Source organism: Pseudomonas sp. 1912-s (genome assembly GCF_029269205.1).
In the GTDB taxonomy this organism is placed as follows: domain Bacteria; phylum Pseudomonadota; class Gammaproteobacteria; order Pseudomonadales; family Pseudomonadaceae; genus Aquipseudomonas.
The window spans coordinates 168,127-184,391 of record NZ_JARIXR010000010.1; the positions used below are offsets into that span (position 1 = coordinate 168,127).

Consider the following 16,265-nt stretch of genomic DNA (forward strand, 5'->3'; position numbering starts at 1 on the left):
CCAACCCCCAGATTTGATCAATTATTCAGCAGGTGGCACGTAGCCGTCGGCCTTGGCGTAATCTTCGCCGGAAAAGAACTTGTCCATCTCGCCCTGCAGGTATTTGCGGTCTTCGGCGTTCATCATGTTCAGGCGTTTTTCGTTGATCAGCAGGGTCTGGTGTTTTTGCCAGTCGGCCCAGGCTTTGGCGGAGACGTTGTCGAAGATGTCCTGGCCCTTGGCGCCAGGGAACGGGGCGCGCTCCAGGGCGGGCAGTTCTTCGTGGTACTTGCGGCAGATGATGGTGCGGGTCATGACGGAACTCCTGCGTTCAATACTTCAGCCGCGCGCTTCAGCAGTTTTTTTACCGGGGCAGCAAGGCCCAGGCGCGGCGGGGTGGCGAGGTTATACCAGAGCCAGTCAGCCTCGGCCACGTGGTGGGCAGACTCCTGGACCTGGACCAGCCAGGGTTCGATAGCCAGTTGGAAGTGGCTGAAGGTGTGGATCAGGCCGGGCAGTTCCTGGTGTTCGCCCAACGCCAGTGAGTGCTGGTTGGCCAGGTGTTCCAGGTCGCTCAGGTCATCCAGCTCCGGCAAGCTCCACAAACCGCCCCACAGGCCCGTGGACGGCCGGCGGTAAAGCAGAATCGCGCCTTCGCCATTGGCCAGCAGCGGCATCAGCGTGCGCTTCTGGGGCACGGTCTTGCGCGGCTTGGGGATCGGGTAGCGGGTTTCCAGGCCGAGCATGTGGGCTTCGCAGCCCTTTTCCAGCGGGCACAGCAGGCAGCTGGGTTTGCTGCGGGTGCAGAGGGTGGCGCCCATGTCCATCATTGCCTGGGTGTAGGCGTTGACCCGATCGTGGGGCGTAAAGCGCTCTGCAGTGGCCCACAGCTGTTTGGCGACCTTCGGTTCGCCCGGGTAACCCTCTTGTGCGGTAAAGCGCGCCAGCACGCGCTTGACGTTGCCATCCAGGATCGGCGCCCGCAGGCCCATGCTCAGGCTGGCAATCGCGCCGGCGGTGGACAGGCCGATGCCCGGCAACTCGGTGAGCTTTTCGACGTCACGGGGAAACTCCCCGTCGTATTCGGCCACGACGATCTTCGCGGTCTTTTGCAGGTTGCGCGCCCGGGTGTAGTAACCCAGCCCGGTCCACAGGTGCAGCACTTCGTCTTCCGGTGCGGCGGCCAGGGCTTCGACCGTTGGCAGTGAGGCCATGAAACGGTCGAAGTAGTTCAGCACGGTGCTGACCTGGGTCTGCTGCAACATGATCTCCGAGACCCACACCCGGTAAGGCGTGATGCCCTGTTGCCAGGGCAGGTCATGGCGACCGTGGCGGTCGTACCAGTCGAGCACCGCCGTTGAAAATTGCTCGCTTCTCATCGTTTGAACAGGCCTTTCAGAGCATCTTTCAACTGTGGATTTACCTTGTCGAGCTTCTGTTCAAGCTTCTCGCTGAGTTTGTTGCCTGCCGCCTTGATAGCGACCTGGCTCAGGCCGTCCTTGTCCAGGCGGCAAGCCTTGGCGCCCAGTTCCAGCGGGCCACGGCAGCGCAGCGGGACTTCGATGTTCTGGAAGTTGGAACCCACCTCGCAGGCCGGGTCCGGCACCTCGCGCTGGTCGCCTTCGACGATGATGCCGACGCGGTAGTCCATGCCCAGCACACGCAGGTCGATGTCACCGTTGCCGTTGACGGTCAGGCCCGGGATGCGCACTTTCAGGTCCGGGTTGCTGGCCACGCCGTTACGGAAGGTCAGGTTGCCCTTGAGCTCCTGGAACGGCGTGTCCTTGCCGCGCTGTTCGCCGCTGAGGGTCTTGCGGTTGAGCAGGGCGATGCCGGTGCACAGCTGTTGCTCAAGGTTGGCGTTGAGCAGCACACCGTTGTTGATCGCGAAGCTGGCAGTGCCGTTGAGGCTGTCGATCAGGGCCTTCTGGCTATTGCCACGGCCATTGAGGTTGCTGTCGAGGGTGAGCTGGCCCTTCACCGGCGGGTTCTGCCCCTGGGCTTGCAGGATGCGTTCGATCGGTACTTGCTTGATGCGGGTTTGCAGCGCCAGCACCGGGATGTCCTGGCGCACGTCAAGGTTGCCGTTGGCCTGGAAGGTGCCGTTGTAGAGACCGCCGCTCAAGGTGTCGAGCTTGAGCTGGCCATCGAGGCCGGAGGCTTTCAGCGCGGCGTTCTGGATCGGCAGCTTGCTCAGGGTCAGTTGGCCGAAGGACAGGTCGGCATTCACGTCCAGGGTGCGCAGGCGGGTCAACGGCAGCAGTTTGTCGGTGCTCCACGCGCCCTTGGTCGGGGCGTCCGGCAGTGGTGTGGTGCCACCGGCCGCCATGGCGCCGGCTTCGCTGCTTTGCACTTCAGCCTGGCGTGCGGCCGTTGCACCTTTGGCAGCGTCGGATTTGGCTGGCAGGTAGTTGTCGGCATTGAACGTGTCGGCCTTGAGCTGTACCCGCAGCGACTGCTTGGCGAAATCATCCACGGCCACGCGACCGGTGAAGGTGCTCTCGTCGAGTTTCAGGTTGATGTCTTCAAACGCCAGGCTGGTGGGCGTGCCCTTGAGGCGGCTGACCAGTTCGACCTTGCTCAGGCTGCCTGCGGCCATCGGTGGCAGCGGGTTGCCGACGCTGTCGAGGAACTTGGCCAGGTCAAACTGGGCAATCGACAGGGCGCCGCTGAGTTGCGGGGTCTTGTCCAGGTCGTTGACCTTCAGCTCGCCCAGGGCGCGCAGCTGGTTCAGCGACAGCTTCATGTTGGTCCATTCGGCAATGTTGGCAGACTGGTCCAGCAGCAATTGGCCTTGGGTCGAAAAGGTCACGGTCTTGCCTTGCAGCGGCTCGCCGGTGGCTTCACCAGTGACTTTCATGTCTTCGAACTGATAGCGCTTGAGGGCGCGCTGAATGCGCAGGTTGCCGTTGACCTCGGTCTTGACGCGCATCAGCGGCTGGTTGGTGCCGAAGAATGCGGTGAGTTTCACCGGAATGCTTGCGCCTTCATGCACGGCGCCGGCACTCAACTGGATGCTTTCGGCGCTGAACTGCTTGCCGGTCTGCTCGTCGTTGTATTCGACGCGGGCGTTGTTGATGGTCAGGCTGTCGATGTCCAGGCGGATAGGCTGCGGCGGCTTTTCGGGCTTGGGTGGTGTGGCAACTTCAGCGACGGCAGGCGTGCTGGCGGGCGTGCTCGGGTCCGGCACATTCTTGCCGATGTCTTCCCAGTTGCCATGGCCATGCACATCTTTGTTCAGGCGCAGGTTCAGGCCTTCGACACGCACATCGCTCATCTGCACTTCACGGCGCAGCAGCGGCAGTACACGCACCGACAGGCCGAGCATCTGCAAATCGGCAAACGGTTGGGTCGGGTTGGTCAGGGTCGCAACGCTGGCCTCGTGCAATTCAAGGCCGAGCCAGGGGAACAGGCTCCACCCGATGTCGCCATTGAGCGTCAGCTCGATGTGGGCCTTGTCGCGGGCAATCTGGCGAATCTCGTCTTTATAGTCGTTGGGATCGAAGAGATGGGTCAGGGCAAAGCCTAGAGCCACAATGATCAGCAACAGCCCGAGAAGTACCAGACCCAGGATTTTGCCGAACGCTTTCATGGGCGAGTCCTTGTATGTCGATTTCAAAATTTAGCCGCAGAGTATAACGCCCGAAGGCTTACGTCAGTTCGCGGATAGTTACATTGTATCTAGAGGCCGGAAAACGGAATTTTGGCGCCAGACAAATCAGATATCCCGAAAAAGGTGATATCAGTTTGGTTTTTCTGTCATCCACAGATGCTAATCTTCGCCTGTTCGTCCGCCTTCTGCGGCTAAACGTCGCGTCAAAAGGAGCTTTACTCAACAAAACGGCCACGCCTTGCGTGTAAGGCCGAGGGAGAGAGTGCCCGACGGACACATACTAATAACTGGGGGAAACACCAATGAGCACTAGCACTGCGGCAGGCCATACCGCCGCACAGCCTGCGTTCCTGTCCAAGGAGCGCATTATCGCCAAGCCCGGGTTCAACCGTTGGCTGGTACCACCGGCCGCCCTGGCCATCCACTTGTGCATCGGCATGGCTTATGGCTTCTCGGTGTTCTGGTTGCCACTGTCCAAGGCGCTGGGCATCACCGCACCGGTCGCCTGCGCGCCGGACATGAGCTTTATCAGCCAGGTCTTCTCGTCCCAATGCGACTGGCCCATCTCCATGCTGGGCTGGATCTACACCCTGTTCTTCATCTTCCTGGGCTGCTCGGCAGCGATCTGGGGCGGCTGGCTGGAACATGCCGGGCCACGTAAGGCTGGCGTCGTGTCGGCCTTGTGCTGGTGTGGCGGCCTGCTGATCTCGGCATTGGGGATTTATACCCACCAGATCTGGCTGATGTGGATCGGCTCCGGGGTCATTGGCGGTATCGGCCTGGGCCTGGGCTACATCTCGCCGGTGTCGACCCTGATCAAGTGGTTCCCGGACAAGCGCGGCATGGCTACCGGCATGGCGATCATGGGCTTCGGCGGCGGCGCGATGGTTGGCGCCCCGTTGGCAGCCGCGCTGATGGGTCACTTTGCCTCGCCGACCAGCGTTGGCGTGTGGCAGAGCTTCGTGGTCATGGCGGTGATCTACTTCGTGTTCATGATTGGCGGCGCCTTGTCCTACCGCGTTCCGCCGACCGGCTGGAAGCCCGAGGGCTGGACTGCCCCGGCGAAGAAAGCCAGCAACGCGATGATCACCCACCGTCACGTGCACGTGAACGTGGCCTGGAAAACCCCGCAATTTCGCCTGGTGTGGCTGGTGCTGTGCCTGAACGTGTCGGCCGGTATCGGCATCCTCGGCATGGCTTCGCCGCTGCTGCAGGAAGTGTTCGGCGGCAAGTTGCTGGGTAACGGCCTGACGTTTGGCCAGCTGGATGCCGGTCAACTGGCTTCCATCGCGGCCATCGCCGCCGGCTTTACCGGTCTGTTGAGCCTGTTCAACATCGGTGGCCGGTTCTTCTGGGCGTCGTTCTCCGACTACCTGGGCCGTAAAAACACCTATTTCGTGTTCTTTGCCCTGGGGTTTGCCCTGTACGCGCTGATCCCGAACCTCGGTCACCTGGGCAACGTCGCGCTGTTCGTGGCCGCGTTCTGCATCATCCTGTCGATGTACGGCGGTGGTTTTGCGACGGTACCGGCTTACCTGGCGGACCTGTTCGGTACGCAAATGGTGGGTGCGATCCACGGTCGTCTGCTGACGGCATGGGCAGCGGCGGGCGTGTTGGGTCCGGTGCTGGTGAACTACCTGCGTGAGTATCAGTTGAGCATCGGCGTTGAACGCGCTGCCGCCTACGACATCACCTTGTACATCCTCGCCGGCCTGCTGGTGCTGGGCTTTATCTGCAACCTGCTGGTACGGCCGGTGGCAGACAAGTACTTCATGACCGACGCGGAACTGGCTGCCGAACAGGCGCTGGGCCACGACAAGGGCGCCGATTCCAGCACCGTGCTGGAATGGAAAGCCTCCTCCGGCAGCGTGCCGCTGGCGGTAGCCGCCTGGCTGGTGGTGGGTATTCCCCTGGCGTGGGGCGTGTGGGTCACCCTGCAGAAAACCGCAGTACTGTTCCACTAACACCGCGTAACCCTTGTGGGAGCGGGCTTGTGTGGGAGCGGGCTTGCTCGCGAATGCGATGGATCAGTCAGCCCATGTTTGGCTGACACACCGCTTTCGCGAGCAAGCCCGCTCCCACACAAAGCTGCTCCCACACTTGTACTGACATGTCTATCCTCGACACTCCATCAGTCTTATCCCCTCCGATGTTTCTGTTTAGCGCCCGCGCCCCTATAATGGCTGCCTTTTTCGCCCAATGATTTTGCGGAGCTGGTGATGGCCGAACGTAAGGCGTCCGTCGAGCGCGACACTCTGGAAACCCAGATCAAAGCCTCGATTAACCTGGATGGCACCGGAAAGGCCCGATTTGATATCGGTGTACCTTTTCTTGAGCACATGCTGGACCAGATCGCCCGTCACGGGCTGATCGACCTGGATATCGTCAGCAAGGGCGACCTGCATATCGACGACCACCACACGGTGGAAGACGTCGGTATCACGTTGGGCCAGGCATTTGCCAAAGCCATCGGCGACAAGAAAGGCATCCGTCGCTACGGCCACGCCTACGTCCCGCTGGATGAGGCACTGTCGCGTGTGGTCATCGACTTCTCCGGCCGCCCGGGCCTGCAGATGCACGTGCCGTACACCCGCGCCACCGTCGGCGGCTTTGACGTCGACCTGTTCCAGGAATTCTTCCAGGGCTTCGTCAACCACGCCCTGGTCAGCCTGCACATCGACAACCTGCGTGGCACCAATACCCACCACCAGATCGAGACCGTGTTCAAAGCCTTCGGTCGCGCCCTGCGCATGGCTGTGGAGCTGGATGACCGCATGGCCGGGCAGATGCCGTCGACCAAGGGCGTTCTGTAATGCAGACGGTCGCGGTTATCGATTACGGCATGGGTAACCTGCACTCGGTGGCCAAGGCCCTCGAACACGTAGGTGCCGGCAAGGTGCTGATCACCAGCGATGCCGACGTGATTCGCGAAGCCGACCGGGTGGTTTTCCCGGGTGTTGGCGCGATTCGCGACTGCATGGCCGAGATTCGCCGCCTGGGCTTCGACAGCCTGGTGCGTGAAGTCAGCCAGGACCGGCCGTTCCTTGGCATCTGCGTGGGCATGCAAGCCTTGCTCGACAGCAGTGAAGAGAACGACGGCGTCGACTGCATCGGTCTGTTCCCTGGCCAGGTGAAGTTCTTCGGCAAGGACCTGCACGAAGACGGCGAGCACCTGAAGGTGCCGCACATGGGTTGGAACGAAGTACGCCAGACCGTGGATCACCCGCTGTGGCACGAAGTGCCGGACCTGGCGCGTTTCTACTTCGTGCACAGCTACTACATCGCCGCCGGTAACCCGCGCCAGGTGGTGGGTGGCGGGCACTATGGCGTCGACTTCGCCGCGGCCCTGGCCGACGGTTCGCGCTTTGCCGTGCAGTTCCACCCGGAGAAGAGCCATACCCATGGCCTGCAATTGCTGCAGAACTTCGCCGCGTGGGACGGGCGCTGGTAATGGCCAAGAAGGTCAAGCCGCCGATCTTGAACCTCACTCCCCAGCAGGAGAGTGAGGCCACCGACAAGATCAAGCGTTTCATGGAAGACCGCTTCGAGCTCAAGCTCGGCTCGTTCGAGGTTGCAGAAATCCTCGAACTGTTCACCACTGAAATTGCTCCGCACTATTACAACAGGGCGATTTTCGATGTGCAGACGCACCTTAAAGAAAGGTTCGAAAGCATCGAAAGCGACTTGTGGGCGCTCGAGAAACCCTGATTTCCCGAGCAACGCTGAATATCGAATAAGGTTTGCCAGATGCTGATTATTCCCGCTATCGATCTCAAGGACGGTGCCTGCGTACGTCTGCGCCAGGGCCGCATGGAAGATTCCACGGTGTTCTCCGATGACCCGGTGAGCATGGCTGCCAAGTGGGTAGAAGGCGGTTGCCGTCGCCTGCATCTGGTGGACCTGAACGGTGCGTTCGAAGGCCAGCCGGTCAACGGTGAAGTCGTCACTGCGATCGCCAAGCGCTACCCGAACCTGCCGATCCAGATCGGCGGCGGCATCCGTTCCCTGGAAACCATCGAGCACTACGTGAAAGCGGGCGTGAGCTACGTGATCATCGGCACCAAGGCGGTCAAAGACCCGGCCTTCGTTGCCGAAGCCTGCCGTGCGTTCCCCGGCAAGGTGATCGTGGGCCTGGACGCCAAAGACGGTTTCGTCGCCACCGATGGCTGGGCCGAGATCAGCACCGTTCAAGTGATTGACCTGGCCAAGCAGTTTGAAGCCGACGGTGTCTCCGCCATCGTTTATACCGACATCGCCAAAGACGGCATGATGCAGGGCTGCAACGTACCGTTCACCGCTGCGTTGGCTGCCGCCACGAAGATCCCGGTGATCGCTTCCGGCGGTATCCACAACCTGGGCGACATCAAGTCGCTGCTGGACGCGAAGGCGCCAGGGATCATCGGCGCCATCACCGGCCGCGCGATCTATGAAGGCACCCTGGACGTTGCTGAAGCCCAGGCTTACTGCGACGCCTACAAAGGCTGAGGACTGACCATGGCGCTGGCCAAACGCATCATCCCTTGCCTGGACGTCGACAACGGTCGCGTGGTCAAGGGCGTCAAGTTCGAGAACATCCGTGACGCCGGCGACCCGGTGGAGATCGCCCGTCGCTACGACGAACAGGGTGCTGACGAGATTACCTTTCTCGACATCACCGCCAGCGTCGACGGTCGCGACACCACGCTGCATACCGTCGAGCGCATGGCCAGCCAGGTGTTTATCCCGCTGACCGTGGGCGGCGGCGTGCGCACCGTGCAGGACATCCGCAACCTGCTGAACGCCGGTGCAGACAAGGTCTCGATCAACACTGCCGCTGTGTTCAACCCGGAGTTTGTCGGCGAAGCCGCGCAGCACTTCGGCTCGCAATGCATCGTGGTGGCCATCGACGCCAAGAAAGTCTCCGGTCCGGGCGAAACCCCGCGCTGGGAGATCTTCACCCACGGCGGGCGCAAGCCAACCGGGCTGGATGCGGTGCAGTGGGCGATGAAGATGGAAGCCCTGGGCGCCGGTGAAATCCTGCTGACCAGCATGGACCAGGACGGCATGAAAAACGGCTTCGACCTGGGCGTGACCCGCGCCATCAGCGATGCCCTGGGCATCCCGGTAATCGCTTCCGGTGGCGTCGGCAACCTGCAGCACCTGGCCGACGGCGTGATCGAAGGCCACGCCAGCGCGGTGCTGGCGGCGAGTATTTTCCACTTCGGCGAATACACCGTTCCCGAGGCCAAGGCCTACATGGCGGCGCGCGGTATCGTCGTACGCTAAACGTCACTGGACACCATGGCAGGCTCGCGGCACTCTCTGGGCTTGCCATGGATTCCGGTAACTTTCATGTTCAAAGACCTGCTGCTCGCCCTCGCCAGTACCTCCATTCTTTTGGCGGGCTCAGCCCACGCCGACGAACCGACTGACAGCGCTTCCCTGGTGTTGCTGACGGAGAACTTCCCGCCGTACAACATGGCGAAAAACGGCAAGAACTTCGCCAAGGAAGAGAACATCGAAGGCATCGCCGTGGACATCGTCCGCGAGACCTTCCAGCGTGCCGGCATCTCCTACAACCTGACTCTGCGCTTCCCTTGGGAGCGGATCTACAAGCTCGCCCTGGAAAAACCCGGCTACGGCGTGTTCGTGATGGCGCGCCTGCCGGACCGTGAAGCGCTGTTCAAATGGGTCGGCCCCATCGGCCCGGATGATTGGGTGCTGCTGGCCAAGGCTGACAGCAAGATCCAGTTGACCGACCTTGAGCAGGCCCGTCGCTACAAAATCGGCGCCTACAAGGGCGATGCCATTGCCGAGACCCTTGAAAAGCAAGGCCTCAAACCGGTGATCGTGCTGCGCGACCAGGACAACGCGCAAAAACTGCTGGAGGGCCAGATCGACCTGTGGGCCACCGGTGACCCGGCGGGCCGTTACCTGGCGCGCCAGGTCGGGGTGACGGGGCTCAAGACCGTGCTGCGTTTCAATAGCGCCGAGCTGTACCTGGCACTGAACAAAAATGTGCCGGATGAAGTGGTGGCCAAGCTTCAGAAGGCACTGGATCAGTTACGGGAAGAGGGCGTTGTCGATGACATCATGGGGCGTTATCTCTAACGCCGGTTCGACTGAAGGCAGCGCAGGCACTGGCTCAACGGGCAGGGTCAGGACGGGCGCCTGTTCGTTGCCCTCAGGTATCGATGCAGATGATTCGCTGAAGTACACAGTGTCGCCGTTGGTGTAGCTGACGGTGGCCGCCAACTGGCTGCCGTCCTGTCGATACAGCTTATATTCGCTGCGGATGACGTAGGCGGCGATGGTCTGGTTTGCCGGCACATAGGCCGCGACTTCCAGCGGCGTCGAAGTGCCCCAGCCCTTGGCCGATTGCGTGGTATGGGTGAAGGGTTTGCTCAAGTGCGCAGAAAACATCACCGGGCGGGACGTCGATGACCATTCATACGCCAGCTGAATGCCCGTCACCGCTGTAAAGTCGATGGAGTTGTCACCGGCCTCGCCCCTGTGTGCCGTCCAGTTGAACGTTTTGCCCTGGGGCGTTGTGTTCTGCCCAAGGCCGACAGAGAGATACCGGTCGGTTCTTTCCAGTCGATAGCGTGGCGAGTGATGCAGTTGTTCAAGCGGCGTGAGGTTGCTGTCCTTTACGGCGAACCATGGCAGCTCGCAGACCGCGGGAGACGGCTCCGTTTCCACCGAAGCAAACGGCGCGGGTGGCGCAGGCAGAGCGCTTTCCTGGCTGGCCAGTTCCATGCGCAGGGCGTAGGGCCTGGCACCGAAAGACGGCCTGGTCCATCCGTCAGTCCCGTAAAAGGTGCCGGTGGCGATGTAGGCTGTCTCGGGCTCGGCGTCGGGGGTGTGAACGTCCCACGCGCTGAAGTCCATGCGAGCGCCGCTGCCCTTGTCGTTCCATATCGGGTTGCCGATATAGGCATCGACCGCCAGATCCGCCCTGACGCAGCGCACCGCATTCAGTGTGGGTTTGTCGTAACCGATGCAGCAGACCATTCCCATGGCTACATACCCTTCGGGGGGCACCGGTTTCCATACGGAAACCTCGGAGCGGGTCTTCTTGCCGGAATTTTTCCAGATCAAAGTAAAACCCACCGGCGCCCGAAGGGCAGTCCCGTTCACGGGGTCTGACTCGCTGACCACGGCAACGAATTTTCGGTTATTGATCGTGCGATAGTCGCTGGCGACGACGTCACCCAGTGAAGAAAAGCTGTTCAGCGAGTCGGCCGTTGTGTTGGGGCGCCAAAACGTGGCGGCGTTATCGGCGCCTGAGTCTTTGGCGCTCCAGAGCAGATCGAACTCTGTGGTGAAATTGATCAGCAGGTCTTTAAAGCGTATGGGTTGCATGGTTTATCTTCCCAATTTTATAAAAAGTTGCAGGTCTGCGTCGGCATGGCCTGTTTGGCTGCGCTGCAACTATTGAATAAAACGGGAGGCGCAAAGCGGTAGCTATATAGAGCGGTGGCCCCGCATCACGGGGTCAGCGATACGTACCGTCTTTGCCGTGCCCAGCCATCGCGCGATTGCTGCGCAGGCTGATCATCAACTTGATATCGATCCACTCGATGCCCTGGGCCTTGAGCTTGGGCAGCTCGCGTTCCAGCACCGCCAGCGTCTGTGGATAAGGGTGGCCGATCATCACGGCCGAACCCTGTTTGTGGGCCAGCTTGATCGCGGTTTGCAGCTGGGTGGTGATGGCCGCTTCGGTGCGTTCGTCATCGAGGAACACATCTCGCGAAACGCTGGCCAGGCCGATCTTCTGCGCTTCGGCGGCCGCCACGGTCTTGGCGCTGGTGCGGCTGTCGACGAAGAACTTGTGGCGCCGCTGCAATTCACCCATCAGCCAGGCCATGGCCTCGGGCTGCGCTGTCATGCGGCTGCCCATGTGGTTGTTGATGCCGGCGGTGTAGGGCACGGCCTTGAAGGCGGCGTCCAGGCGTTTGCCCAGTTCTTCGATGGGCAGGTCAGGGTGCCACGCGAATGGGCCGGTGGCCGGGTCCATGGGCATGTGCAGGATGACGATCTTGCCGGCCTTGTGGGCTTCGCGGGCGAATTCGGCGGCGTGGGGTGTGTCGGGCATGATCGCCGTGGTCACAGGGCCGGGCAGGGCGAGCACGCGACGATCCCGGGGCAGGTTTTGCCCGAGGTCGTCGATGATCAGGGTCAGGTAGGCTTTGTGTTCAGCGGGGGCGGTACTGGCGGGGTTGCCTTGGGCAACTCCCGCCAGACAGCACAGCAAAGCGATGATCAGGCCACGACGCATATCAACGGCTGCGCGTAATGCTCAGGCCCTTGAGCAGGCTCAGTGCCTGGGCCAACTGGTAATCGTCGTCCTGTGGCATCGGCTTGGCTTTCGAGCCGCTGCCGGTAGGCTGGTCGGCGCCGCCGTTGCCGTTGCCCAGGTGACCTTGCAGGTCCGCTTCCTTGTAGAACTCGCTGTCGGCCTCGTTGGTGATCTTGGCCTTGCGCACTTCGATGTCCGGCACGATGCCCTGGGCCTGGATCGAGCGGCCATTCGGCGTGTAGTACAACGCGGTGGTGATCTTCAAGGCGCGCTCGTTGTTCAGCGGCAGCACGGTTTGCACCGAGCCTTTGCCGAAGCTGGTGGTGCCCATCAGCACGCCGCGTTTCTGGTCTTGCAGGGCGCCGGCGACGATTTCCGAAGCCGAGGCGCTGCCGCCGTTGATCAGCACAACCATTGGCACGCCTTCGCTGAGGTCGTTGCCGGTGGCCGAGAAGCGCAGTTCGGAGTTGGCGATACGGCCCTTGGTGTAGACGATCAGGCCCTTGGTGATGAAGTGGTCGACCACTTCCACCGCCGCCTGCAACACCCCGCCCGGGTTGTTGCGCAGGTCGAGCACGATGCCGCTGAGTTTCTTGCCGTTGTCTTTACGCAGCTTGGCCAGGGCCTTGGCCACTTCGTCGCCGGTCTTGACCTGGAACTGGGTGATACGGATGTAACCGTAGCCCGACTCCAGCAGCTGGCTTTTCACGCTCTTGACCGTGATGGTCGCGCGCGCCAGGGTCACGTCAAACGGGTTGCCGCCGTCGCGCACCAGGGTCAGGGTGATTTTCTGGCCGATCTTGCCGCGCATCTTGTCGACGGCTTCGGTCATGGTCTGGCCGCGGGTCGGCTGGCCGTTGATCTTGACGATCAGGTCGCCTGCCTGGATCCCGGCCTTGGACGCTGGCGTGTCATCAATTGGCGAGACCACTTTGATCTGGCCGTCTTCGGCGCCGACTTCAATGCCCAGGCCACCGAATTCACCACTGGTGCTTTCCTGCAGCTCGGCGAAATCTTCCGGGCCCAGGTAGGCGGAGTGCGGGTCAAGGTTGCTGAGCATGCCCTTGATGGCATTTTCCAGCAGGGTCTTGTCGTCCACCGGCTCGACATAGGCAGCCTTGATCCGGTCCATGACCTCGGCAAAGGTGCGCAACTCGTCCAGCGGCAGCGGGGCCTTGGTGGTCGCGGCCGTAGCTGACTGGGCGGTCTGGTCGGCGAATGCCAAAGGCGCGCCGATCACCAGGGCGATCGTCAGGGCCAGCGATGTGAGGCGGGACAAATGCAGCATGTCGAACGAACTCCTAATGTAGATGCGACCCTTATCCTTGGGTGCGGCACCATTGTGCTGGGTCGCTCGGGCGGCCCTGCTGACGAATAGCGAAGTACAGCGCCGGAGTGTCCTGGCCACCACTGTTACCGACAGTGGAGATGGATTCACCGGCTTTTACAACATCACCTGCCGCTTTAAGCAAAGTTTGATTGTGGCCGTAAAGGCTCAAATAGCCATTACCGTGGTCAAGAATCACCAACAAACCTGCGCCACGCAGCCAATCGGCGAACACCACACGGCCGCCGTGGATGGCGTGGACCTGGGTGCCGGCACCGGCACTGATCATCACACCGTCCCACTTGGCGCGGGTGTCATCGCCACGGGTTTCACCAAAGCGTGCCAGTAATCGACCATCAACTGGCCATGGAAGTTTGCCCCGGGCTGAAGCAAAAGGTCCGCCGAAGGATTCGCCGGCGCTGGAAACCAGCGGGCCAGGCGCTGCACGCGCCGTTTTGCGCGGGGCCGGGGCATCAGTGGCCAGGGCCTCGGCGGCCTCACGCTCGCGCTTTTTTTCGGCTTCCTGCTGGGCGATCAGCGCTTTTTGCCGCGCTTCTTCGGCCTCGCGAGCCTGGCGAGCCAGGGTTTCCTCGATGGTTTTCAGGACTTTGGCCAGGTCGGCCTGGTCTTGCTCGCGATTCTTGAGCTTGGCATCGCGGGCCTTTACGTCGTCATTCAGCTTGGCCAGTGCTTGCTGGCGCTCCTTGCGAACCTTGTCCAGCTCGTCGCGCTGGCTGTCGAGGCTGCTTTTCTGGTCGAGCAACTGCGACTGCTGGTTGGCGATTTCTGTTTCGACATTGGCCAACTGGCGCAGGGTCTCGTTGAAGCTTTTCAATTGCTCCATACGGGCCTTGCTCAGGTAGTCGTAGTAGGTGAGGGTGCGGGCGAATTTTTCCGGGTTCTGCTGGTTGAGCAGCAGCTTGAGGTATTCCTGGCGGCCATTCTGGTAGGCGGCGCGGGCCTGGATTGCGATCAGGCGTTGCTGTTCAACGCGGGCGCTCTGGAGTTTTTTTTTCTCACCGTCGAGTCGCTCCAGTTCCGACTCGCTCTTCTTTAGTTCTTTTTGCAGCTCCTGGACCTGCTTCTCGAGCTTGCCCATCTCGGTTTCCGTGCCGCGCAGGTCTTTCTGCACGCCGGATTTCTCTTCCTGGAGCTTTCCGAGCAGTTTCTTCAGCTCGGTAATGTCCTGACGCGTAGCGTCCAACTGTTGTTGGGTTTGTGCGCGCTCATCGGCAAACGCCGGTTGGAGCAGGCAGACAAGAGCGAGGGTAATCAAGGCGCGAAGCATAGAGGCGGGCGACACCAGGGAAAGGGACGGCCTAGTATGCCCGCCAAGCGCTGCAAAAAAAACGCCTCAAAGCCAACTGCTTTGAGGCGTTCGTCATAAAAAGCCGTTTCGGGCGATTTAATCGGGCGGTTTTGCTATTAAACCAATATCGAAGTGCCAGTCATCTCTTTCGGCTTCTCCAGCCCCATCAGCATCAGCATGGTCGGTGCCACGTCGGCCAGCACACCGCCGTCACGCACTTTCAGGTCGCGCTTGCCAACGTAGATGAACGGCACCGGCTCGGTGGTGTGGGCGGTGTGGGCCTGGCCGGTGGATTCGTCGGACATTTGCTCACAGTTGCCGTGGTCGGCGGTGATCAGCGCTTCGCCGCCCACCTTGTCCAGGGCGTCGACGATGCGGCCGACGCACAGGTCCAGGCATTCCACGGCTTTCACCGCCGCTTCCAGGTTGCCGCTGTGGCCCACCATGTCACCGTTGGCGTAGTTGACCACGATCACGTCATAACGCTGGTGCTCGATGGCGTCGACGATTTTGTCCGTGACTTCCGGGGCACTCATTTCCGGCTGCAGGTCGTAGGTGGCGACTTTTGGCGACGGGATCAGGATGCGTTCTTCACCCGGGAACGGTTCTTCGCGACCGCCGGAGAAGAAGAAGGTCACGTGGGCGTATTTCTCGGTTTCGGCAATGCGCAGTTGGGTCTTGCCGTTTTTCGCCAGGTAATCGCCCAGCACGTTTTCCAGGCTGCCCGGGGCGAATGCCGACGGGGCCGGGATGTTGCCGGCGTATTGGGTCAGCATCACGAATTCGACTTTCGGCTGGCGGGCGCGCTCGAAGTCCTTGAAGCCGTCATCGACAAACACATGGCTCAGCTCGCGGGCACGGTCGGCGCGGAAGTTCATGAACACCACGGCGTCGCCGTCTTCGACCTTGACCGGCTCACCGATAGTGGTGGCCTTGACGAATTCGTCGCTCTCGCCACGGGCGTAAGCGGCTTCCAGGCCTTCCTGGGCGGTGGCGGCGTTGAATTCGGCCTGGCCGTCGACGATCAGGTTGTAGGCTTGTGCCACGCGGTCCCAGCGGTTGTCACGGTCCATCGCGAAGTAACGGCCCACCAGGCTGGCGATACGGCCTTTGCCGAGGGTCTTGAAGGTTTCGTCCAGCAGTTCGATGGAGGACTGGGCGCTTTTCGGCGGGGTATCGCGACCGTCGAGGAAGGCGTGCAGGTAGATTTTCTCGGCACCGCGCTTGAAGGCCAGTTCGGCCATGGCGATCAGGTGGTCCTGGTGACTGTGGACGCCGCCGTCCGACAGCAGGCCCATGAAGTGCACGGCCTTGCCGGCCTTGACCGCTTTGTCCACCGCCGCGCAGATGGTCGGGTTCTCGAAAAATTCGCCGTCGCGGATCGCTTTGGTCACGCGGGTGAAGTCTTGATAGACCACTCGTCCGGCACCTAGGTTCATGTGCCCGACTTCCGAGTTGCCCATCTGGCCGTCCGGCAGGCCAACATCCATGCCCGACCCGGAGATCAGGCCGTTCGGTACGGTAGCGCTCAGACGGTCCAGTACTGGCTTCCTGGCCGAGTACACAGCGTTGTCATGGTGGCTTTCACTGTGTCCGAAGCCATCGAGAATTATCAGGACCAAAGGTTTAGGCGTAGTAGTCATAGATCCTCTCGCGGCGGTAATGAATGAAGGCAATTGAAAAGGGAGTGGCAGTTTAAAGCGAAGTTCCGACCACGTCACCGCTTTACGGGGGTTGGCCGACCATGACGGCTGTG

General features: G+C 61.4%; 15 protein-coding genes. 7 read left to right on the forward strand and 8 right to left on the reverse strand.

Going from position 1 to position 16,265, the window contains the following annotated elements; all coding sequences use genetic code 11:
• Nucleotides 1–21 precede the first annotated feature (21 nt).
• Genes P3C29_RS15470 through P3C29_RS15480 form a run of 3 tightly spaced genes read right to left on the reverse strand, consistent with a single transcriptional unit; the run spans nucleotide 22 to nucleotide 3,571 of the window.
• Nucleotides 22–294, reverse strand: coding sequence for an oxidative damage protection protein (locus tag P3C29_RS15470; protein WP_010169058.1), 273 nt, complete (start codon nucleotides 292–294; stop codon nucleotides 22–24).
• Nucleotides 291–1,358, reverse strand: a complete 1,068-nt coding sequence (gene mutY, locus P3C29_RS15475; protein WP_201125926.1) for an A/G-specific adenine glycosylase — start codon at nucleotides 1,356–1,358, stop codon at nucleotides 291–293. The genes P3C29_RS15470 and mutY overlap by 4 nt, the downstream gene beginning before the upstream one ends.
• Nucleotides 1,355–3,571 (reverse strand): AsmA family protein, encoded by a 2,217-nt coding sequence (locus tag P3C29_RS15480; protein ID WP_201125927.1) that lies wholly within the window; start codon nucleotides 3,569–3,571, stop codon nucleotides 1,355–1,357. Before P3C29_RS15480 ends, mutY begins: the two co-directional genes overlap by 4 nt.
• 323 nt (nucleotides 3,572–3,894) lie before the next feature.
• On the opposite strand from P3C29_RS15480, the gene P3C29_RS15485 reads away from it, so the two are divergent.
• The 7 genes from P3C29_RS15485 (at nucleotide 3,895) to P3C29_RS15515 (ending at nucleotide 9,682) form a co-directional block, all read left to right on the forward strand.
• A complete protein-coding gene (locus P3C29_RS15485; RefSeq protein WP_010169062.1) occupies nucleotides 3,895–5,556 on the forward strand; it encodes an OFA family MFS transporter in 1,662 nt (553 codons plus the stop codon).
• Between the two features lie 255 nt (nucleotides 5,557–5,811).
• The gene (gene hisB / locus P3C29_RS15490) at nucleotides 5,812–6,405 is read left to right on the forward strand and encodes an imidazoleglycerol-phosphate dehydratase HisB (protein ID WP_003218037.1); all 594 of its coding nucleotides are present in this window, start codon (nucleotides 5,812–5,814) and stop codon (nucleotides 6,403–6,405) included.
• Nucleotides 6,405–7,043 carry an imidazole glycerol phosphate synthase subunit HisH gene (gene hisH, locus P3C29_RS15495; protein WP_003218034.1) on the forward strand — a complete coding sequence of 213 codons (639 nt, stop codon included), beginning with the start codon at nucleotides 6,405–6,407 and terminating at the stop codon, nucleotides 7,041–7,043. Before hisB ends, hisH begins: the two co-directional genes overlap by 1 nt.
• Nucleotides 7,043–7,300: a DUF2164 domain-containing protein gene (locus tag P3C29_RS15500; protein WP_003218033.1), complete on the forward strand. Its 258-nt coding sequence runs from the start codon at nucleotides 7,043–7,045 to the stop codon at nucleotides 7,298–7,300. The genes hisH and P3C29_RS15500 overlap by 1 nt, the downstream gene beginning before the upstream one ends.
• 39 nt (nucleotides 7,301–7,339) lie before the next feature.
• Nucleotides 7,340–8,077: a 1-(5-phosphoribosyl)-5-[(5-phosphoribosylamino)methylideneamino]imidazole-4-carboxamide isomerase gene (gene hisA, locus P3C29_RS15505; RefSeq protein WP_010169075.1), complete on the forward strand. Its 738-nt coding sequence runs from the start codon at nucleotides 7,340–7,342 to the stop codon at nucleotides 8,075–8,077.
• 9 nt (nucleotides 8,078–8,086) lie between these two features.
• Nucleotides 8,087–8,857 carry an imidazole glycerol phosphate synthase subunit HisF gene (gene hisF / locus P3C29_RS15510; protein ID WP_003218030.1) on the forward strand — a complete coding sequence of 257 codons (771 nt, stop codon included), beginning with the start codon at nucleotides 8,087–8,089 and terminating at the stop codon, nucleotides 8,855–8,857.
• Between the two features lie 66 nt (nucleotides 8,858–8,923).
• Nucleotides 8,924–9,682, forward strand: a complete 759-nt coding sequence (locus P3C29_RS15515; RefSeq protein ID WP_275964866.1) for an ABC transporter substrate-binding protein — start codon at nucleotides 8,924–8,926, stop codon at nucleotides 9,680–9,682.
• Here the strand turns inward: P3C29_RS15515 and P3C29_RS15520 are convergent.
• From P3C29_RS15520 to gpmI, 5 genes are all read right to left on the reverse strand, one after another.
• Entirely contained in the window at nucleotides 9,635–10,936 is a 1,302-nt protein-coding gene (locus P3C29_RS15520) for a Vps62-related protein (protein WP_275964867.1), read from the reverse strand. The two genes, P3C29_RS15515 and P3C29_RS15520, sit on opposite strands and share 48 nt — an antisense overlap.
• Before the next feature lie 133 nt (nucleotides 10,937–11,069).
• Entirely contained in the window at nucleotides 11,070–11,852 is a 783-nt protein-coding gene (locus P3C29_RS15525) for a divergent polysaccharide deacetylase family protein (protein ID WP_201125930.1), read from the reverse strand.
• Between the two features lies 1 nt (nucleotide 11,853).
• Nucleotides 11,854–13,161: a S41 family peptidase gene (locus P3C29_RS15530; protein ID WP_010169088.1), complete on the reverse strand. Its 1,308-nt coding sequence runs from the start codon at nucleotides 13,159–13,161 to the stop codon at nucleotides 11,854–11,856.
• Between the two features lie 31 nt (nucleotides 13,162–13,192).
• The gene (locus P3C29_RS15535) at nucleotides 13,193–14,488 is read right to left on the reverse strand and encodes a murein hydrolase activator EnvC (protein ID WP_275964868.1); all 1,296 of its coding nucleotides are present in this window, start codon (nucleotides 14,486–14,488) and stop codon (nucleotides 13,193–13,195) included.
• A gap of 137 nt (nucleotides 14,489–14,625) precedes the next feature.
• Nucleotides 14,626–16,152 (reverse strand): 2,3-bisphosphoglycerate-independent phosphoglycerate mutase, encoded by a 1,527-nt coding sequence (gpmI, locus tag P3C29_RS15540; protein WP_275964869.1) that lies wholly within the window; start codon nucleotides 16,150–16,152, stop codon nucleotides 14,626–14,628.
• Between the last annotated feature and the right edge of the window lie 113 nt (nucleotides 16,153–16,265).